The organism is Vibrio sp. 1S139 (assembly GCF_041439475.1).
Lineage (GTDB): Bacteria > Pseudomonadota > Gammaproteobacteria > Enterobacterales > Vibrionaceae > Vibrio > Vibrio crassostreae_C.
In genome coordinates this window covers 1-5,831 of record NZ_JBGOOD010000115.1, presented here as the reverse complement: position 1 = coordinate 5,831, position 5,831 = coordinate 1, and the positions used below count along the sequence as shown (strand labels likewise).

Below are 5,831 nucleotides of genomic sequence, written 5' to 3'. Positions count from 1 at the left end.
GCAAAGATCGCGTCACAAAAATGTGTACAAGAGATTGGATTGACCTGATCAGTTAGTTTTCCGGATTGGTATTACTTCTAACTCTGGTAGTTAAGCTAAATAGAGCAGAGCGCTAATCTGATTGCTTTACTATGTGAAATTCCCTATCGCGTACGAACCTCGCCGTAAGGAGTGACGAACGTTATTGCTTGAATACGTAAAGGGTAATTGTCGATTATGTTCGTATTGGTACTCGTTTAGCTGCTATCTAAACCATACCTGATACACGTATCTGGAACCCTGAGACTGACTAAGGAAAAGGTAGGATGCTTAACACTTCAAGCTATCACACTCACTATGCATAAATAGAGATGTTGACTCGAAAGACCATCAAACAAACCTAAATAGCTATCTCGTAGATACAAAAACGCCTAGCGTTTGCTAGGCGTTGATAAATAGTGTCTCTAATACATCGACTACAGTATTTGCTTAAGCACCCTATCGGCTTTCACTCGAGTGATCTTACGAATCAACTTCTGAACTTCCATCGGGTAGCTCTCTACCTTGTCTAACTGCTTATAAGTACAGATAAGCTGAGTGTGTTGAAGGATGTTATCCACTTCAGCCTGAAACTTGTCTGTTAGGTGATGGTAGTTATCTTGGATAAAGATACCGTTCTCTAGATCCAACTTCCATGCGCGTGGATTTAGATTATTACCTGTTAGTAGCATGCAGCGCTTATCTACCCAAATGCCCTTTAGGTGGAAGCTATTGGAATCGTGTTGCCAAAGTCGAATTGATAGATTACGGCTAGCAATATGAGCTTCATTCGCTTTAGCGAAACGGCGTAAGTTCAGTTCGTAAAGGTATGGCAAACCACCAATCGTTTTAAACTCTTCTTCTGGTGAGATAAAGAAATCATTCGCTGTCTTATCACCAACAACAATGCTGACCTTTACGCCACGCTTAAGTGCTTTCTTCACTTCTTTAGCTAGGCTAGGTGGGAAGTTGAAGTAAGGTGTGCAGATGAAGATTTCATCTTTAGCTTGAGCGACGAGTTGGTTGATTCCCTGATTCAGACGGTTACGTCTTTTACCGATACCAACCAATGGTGTTACAGCCACTTGCTCTGCTGAAACCTCTTGCCCTTCGAATTGATACTGAGACCTTGCCAATGATGCTCGAAACTGACGAATCGCTGGTTTCAGTTCTTTGGTCGCAGGCTTGTTCTTATCAGCCAGGTCATAAACAGCGCTGTCCGCAACCATCTGTTCGTGTACGTAGGCAAACATTGAGTCAGCAAGAGCTGCATTGTTTAAAACATGGTAACGATCAAAGCGATAGCGGTCATGGTAATTCAGATAGATATTGTTAAGGCTTGCACCGCTGTATATCACGCTATCATCGACGATAAAGCCTTTTAAGTGCAATACGCCAAAGACTTCTTTGCCGCGAACGGGAATGCCATAGACAGGCACAGAATGTTGATATTTCTCTGCAAACTCTTTATACATGGCTGCATTGCCTTCAGAAGACTCTGCGCCAATCAATCCACGCTGCGCCCGGTGCCAATCGACACAAACGCTCACGTCTAATTCTGGATTCTTTTGCTTTGCTTCATATAAGGCAGTCAGGATCTCACGGCCAGCCTCATCATCTTCAAGATACAAAGCGACTAAACTAATACGAGTCGTTGCGCGAGATATTTCATCAAGTAGGCGAGTTCGAAACTCTTGCGCTGATAGTAGTACTTCAAACTTGTCAGGATTCTGCGCTATGGTTGGCAACTGTATGAATGGATTCCTACTGGCAATCATATTGACTGTTTTACCTTAAAAATATGCAAAATTGCGAACCTTTAATTTTACCAAAGGGATAGCACCAAATACTAGATAATCGAGGCATTCTCTAACAATTTTGCTGATAATGCATAGGAATGAGATCTTTTCCGCTATTCGAATAGCGCTCGTATAAAACTCTTAAACCATTTGGTAGATCTTTAGGGTCTACTTGTACGAATTTGTGTCGCGCGTAAAAATTGGTGAGATGAGCGTACGCAAAGCAGTAATCATCTTCCGTAAGCGTATGTTGCGCACAATAATCCATAAGCTGGGAGCCTAATTGCTGACCACGATGTTGTTTTGATATCGCCATACCGGTAAGTAAGCGATTATTTTCTATTGTACGAAAACGCACGACACCGCACAGTTCGTTATTCAGCAATAACGAATAGATCAGTTCACTCTTATTCGCTTTTCCCGTTGGGTAATGTTCTTTATAGAAACGTTTAACTAGGGGAACCTTTACTGGGTCTAATTGAGTAATGATGACATTGTTCATTCAGTCACTGCGCCATTGGTTTATCTGCTGTAGAATGACCGCAGTGTAAGTTAATTGAATATCGCCATGCAATTCCATCTCAATGCTAGTTTAAAAAATGTTCATACTTTTTCCATCGATCAGACGTGTGATGCGTTGGTTGAAGTCACCACTACCGAAGAACTTATTTCGCTTTACAAAGACCCTAAATGGTCAGCTTTGCCTAAGTTAATACTGGGTAAGGGCAGTAATATGCTTTTTACTGAGCACTTCGCTGGCCTGGTCATCGTGAATAAATTAGCCGGGATTGAGCTGGCCGAGACGGACAGTCATCACCTACTGCATGTGAGTGGTGGCGAGGATTGGCCAAGCTTGGTTGAGTGGAGTGTGGATAAAGAGCTGGGTGGTCTAGAAAACCTAGCAATGATACCCGGCTGTTCCGGCTCTGCTCCGATTCAGAATATTGGTGCGTATGGTGTTGAGCTACAAGACGTATGCGAGTATGTCGATATCCTGTGTCTGGATACTTATACAGTTAAGCGATTAAGCAAAGAAGAGTGTCTCTTTGGTTACCGAGATTCTATTTTCAAACACGCTCTCTACGATAAAGCGATTGTTGTTGCGATTGGTTTAACGTTGCCGAAAGAGTGGGAGCCATGCAATCACTATGGCCCGTTAAAAAGCCTAGCAGCCGATACGCTCTCCCCTCGCACTATATTTGATGAAGTGTGTGCTATCCGTTCAAGTAAGCTGCCAGACCCTAGAGTACAAGGGAATGCGGGTAGCTTCTTCAAAAACCCTGTGATCACCAAAGATCATTTTGATCGCTTGTTAGCTCTATATCCAAATATGGTTGGTTATGAGAGTAATGACATGATCAAAGTTGCTGCTGGCTGGCTGATTGATCAATGCCAGTTCAAGGGTGTGACAGAAGGTGGCGCTCAGGTTCACCCCAACCAAGCATTGGTTATTATCAATTATGATGAGGCTTCTGCTGTGGATATCCTTAAGCTTGCAGAGCGAGTGCGCCAGTCCGTTTTGAATAAATTCGATATTCGATTGGAACATGAAGTGCGCTTTATGGGACGAGACTGCGAGACAAACCTGGATAAGGCTTTGGAGTCATTGGCATGAGAGAGCACAGCACCAAGCTTGCACTATTGAGATGTCTTGCTGACGGTGAGTTTCATTCAGGTGAAGACCTAGGTGAAATGATTGGCGTATCACGAGCGGCTATCAGTAAGCACATTAAAGGTATTCAAGAGTGGGGTTTAGATATCTACCGAGTACAAGGCAAGGGTTACAAACTAGCCAGTCGTTTGGATATGCTTGACCAAGACAAATTGTCTGCAGTTAGTCGCGATGCTTCTCTTGAACTCATTCCCATCATAGGTTCTACAAACCAACACCTATTAGAGCGCACTAACACCCTCGAATCGGGTTCTGTCTGTATTGCTGAATATCAAGCTGCGGGTCGTGGACGCCGTGGACGAGAGTGGGTATCACCATTTGGTGCAAACCTCTATCTTTCAATGTATTGGAGACTCGACGCGGGGATGGCTGCCGCAATGGGCTTAAGCCTTGTGGTTGGTGTAGCTGTTGTTGAAGCTTTGGAAGAGATGGGCGTAGAAGGTGTAAAGCTTAAATGGCCGAACGACCTTTACCACAATGACAAGAAGCTTGCAGGTATCTTGGTCGAGCTGTCAGGACAGTCTGGTGGCGCTGCGCATATTGTGATTGGTTTAGGGCTAAACCTATCCATGGATCCAACAACATCAGGTATTGGCCAGCCATGGACTTCCCTTAAAGAAGTGTGTGATGGGAAGGTGCCAGACCGTAACCAGTTAGCGCAGGCTCTGATCAATGCTTGGGATAAGTCACTTGTCGACTACGAGTTGAAAGGAATGTCCAATTTTTTAGAGCGTTGGAACCGCTTGGATAATTTCTTAGGTCGCAATGTTAGATTGATCATTGGACCTAGAGAAATTGAAGGTGTTGTTCAAGGCATCGATGAACAAGGTGCTGTATTGCTCAAAACTGAGAATGGTGTCGAGAGCTATATTGGTGGCGAGATATCGCTAAGAAAAGGCGACTAAGGCGTTACTATTTTCTTAGTAACACTTCTTCAACCATATGATCTGCGCCTTTACGTAGAATCAGGTGAGCCCTTTCTCTTGTCGGAAGGATATTTTGTTCAAGGTTCAAGCCATTAATTGAACTCCAGATACCTTCTGCTTTGTCCAATGCGGCTTGGTTCGATAATTTAGTGTAATGACTAAAGTAAGAGCCAGGCTTAGTAAACGCGCCATCGCGGAATTTCATAAAGCGATTGACGTACCATTCTTTGATTTGTTGGCTATCAGCGTCAACATAGAGTGAGAAATCAAGGAAGTCTGAAATAAACACGCGATGTGGCTCGTGTGGATAATTCATTCCGGTTTGTAAAACATTAAGCCCTTCAATAATAAGCACATCTGGTAGGTCGACGCACTTAACGTCATCAGTAATATTGTACGTAAGATGCGAGTAAACAGGGGCTGTGACATTTCTCTTGCAAGCTTTTACATCCGAAACAAAGTTCACTAAACGCTTGATATCGTAAGATTCAGGAAAGCCCTTTTTGCTCATCAACCCTTTCTCTTCTAACACCTCGTTTGGATATAAAAAGCCATCGGTTGTCACTAGTTCAACTTTTGGGTGGTTTTCCCAGCGAGAGAGTAGGGCTTTAAGCAGACGCGCAGTGGTACTTTTGCCAACAGCTACGCTACCCGCAATACCGATGATAAAAGGTGGCGCTTTCTCTTTCTTATCTAGAAATTGGTGGAGTACCGAGTTTCTATTCTGTCTGGCTGCCACATAGAGGTTCAATAGACGAGATAGCGGTAGATAGATCTCTACTGCCTCTTCCATTGTGAGCTTTTCATTGATGCCTTGAAGCTCTTTTAAGTCGCTCTCAGAAAGTGTCATCGGAACTAAATTCCTTAGCTCAGACCAACGTTCGCGGTCAAATGACATAAATGGGCTCATACAAAACTCTATAGTGGATAACAAAACAAGTGCATGGAAAATACATCAAGCGATAGATAAATAAAATATCTTCCTGTACTAGATGCGGGTTAAAGACGTAAACCTTGAGCTAAATAGCCGTATGTAGGAGTTTGGTCAGAGAATTTTGCATTTTTTTTCAATTTACTATTGCAAGGTGGAAAATCATTCAATAAAATGCGCCCCACTTGTGCCGACTTAGCTCAGTAGGTAGAGCAACTGACTTGTAATCAGTAGGTCACCAGTTCGATTCCGGTAGTCGGCACCACTTTCTCCCTTCCTATAAGGCAAGCGAGAGAAAGCTCAAAATTTGGAGAGGTTCCCGAGTGGCCAAAGGGAGCAGACTGTAAATCTGTTGGCACTGCCTTCGATGGTTCGAATCCGTCCCTCTCCACCATATTCTAAAGGTTAAATAGCTCAAACAGAGTTACGTGTTGCGTGCATCGTATAATGGCTATTACCTCAGCCTTCCAAGCTGATGATGCGGG

At 43.5% G+C, this 5,831-nt stretch carries 5 protein-coding genes and 2 tRNA genes; 4 read left to right on the top strand and 3 right to left on the bottom strand.

All coding sequences use genetic code 11. From position 1 onward, the window contains the following. Positions 1-455 precede the first annotated feature (455 nt). Together pssA and ACED46_RS21160 are read right to left on the bottom strand one after the other, a co-directional pair. A complete protein-coding gene (gene pssA, locus ACED46_RS21165) occupies positions 456-1,796 on the bottom strand; it encodes a CDP-diacylglycerol--serine O-phosphatidyltransferase (protein ID WP_371722377.1) in 1,341 nt (446 codons plus the stop codon). Between the two features lie 91 nt (positions 1,797-1,887). After that, positions 1,888-2,319 (bottom strand): GNAT family N-acetyltransferase, encoded by a 432-nt coding sequence (locus ACED46_RS21160; RefSeq protein ID WP_017059798.1) that lies wholly within the window; start codon positions 2,317-2,319, stop codon positions 1,888-1,890. A 66-nt stretch (positions 2,320-2,385) separates the two neighbouring features. Between ACED46_RS21160 and murB the strand changes: the two genes are divergently transcribed. Together murB and birA are read left to right on the top strand one after the other, a co-directional pair. Then, positions 2,386-3,432, top strand: a complete 1,047-nt coding sequence (gene murB, locus ACED46_RS21155) for a UDP-N-acetylmuramate dehydrogenase (protein WP_102429266.1) — start codon at positions 2,386-2,388, stop codon at positions 3,430-3,432. Then, positions 3,429-4,394, top strand: coding sequence for a bifunctional biotin--[acetyl-CoA-carboxylase] ligase/biotin operon repressor BirA (birA, locus tag ACED46_RS21150; protein ID WP_017059800.1), 966 nt, complete (start codon positions 3,429-3,431; stop codon positions 4,392-4,394). The genes murB and birA overlap by 4 nt, the downstream gene beginning before the upstream one ends. 7 nt (positions 4,395-4,401) lie before the next feature. Here birA and coaA read toward each other — a convergent pair whose 3' ends face one another. Next, complete coding sequence (gene coaA / locus ACED46_RS21145) at positions 4,402-5,325, bottom strand: type I pantothenate kinase (protein WP_017066910.1); 924 nt, start codon at positions 5,323-5,325, stop codon at positions 4,402-4,404. 210 nt (positions 5,326-5,535) lie between these two features. Here coaA and ACED46_RS21140 point away from each other — a divergent pair. After that, positions 5,536-5,611, top strand: a tRNA-Thr gene (locus ACED46_RS21140). A 44-nt stretch (positions 5,612-5,655) separates the two neighbouring features. Continuing rightward, positions 5,656-5,740 (top strand) — tRNA-Tyr (locus tag ACED46_RS21135). Positions 5,741-5,831 lie beyond the last annotated feature (91 nt).